This window comes from Lyngbya sp. CCY1209, assembly GCF_035615495.1.
Lineage (GTDB): Bacteria > Cyanobacteriota > Cyanobacteriia > Cyanobacteriales > Microcoleaceae > Limnospira.
This window is the reverse complement of sequence record NZ_JAJENU010000192.1, coordinates 1-384: the sequence shown is the minus strand read 5'-3', so window position 1 is coordinate 384 and position 384 is coordinate 1. Positions and strand designations below refer to the sequence as shown.

1 protein-coding gene is annotated in these 384 nt (G+C 46.9%); it reads right to left on the bottom strand.

Annotated elements, in window-relative coordinates; genetic code table 11:
• Positions 1-384 (bottom strand): reverse transcriptase N-terminal domain-containing protein (locus LKE08_RS03305; RefSeq protein WP_324702771.1); only part of this gene is annotated, 384 nt, incomplete at both ends.

Sequence of the window (384 nt, the reverse complement as noted above, 5' to 3'; positions counted from 1 at the left end):
TTCAGTTTGTTGAGTGCTGTATATATTCTGCCAATTGCGTCAAGGGTTGAGCGTCCGGGTCGAAACCCATAGCTTGTCCCCTCGAATTTGGGTTCCCAGTAGGGTTCCATTACCATCTTAACCAAAGCTTGCTTGGCTCTGTCTCTGATTGTCGGGATTCCCAACGGGCGTTTTTCATCCCGTCCAGGTTTTGGTATCCAGACTCTCCTTAACGGTTTGGCTTTGAAGTTTCCCTTGATTTCCTCAACAAGTTCAAACCTTTGTTTTGGGGATATTGCTATCACACCATCTACTCCGGCTGTTTTCATGCCTTGGTTATCTTGGGTCACTCGTCTTACCGCTAAGAGCCTTGCGTAGTATGACTTCAAAAGGAGTCTCTGCAAC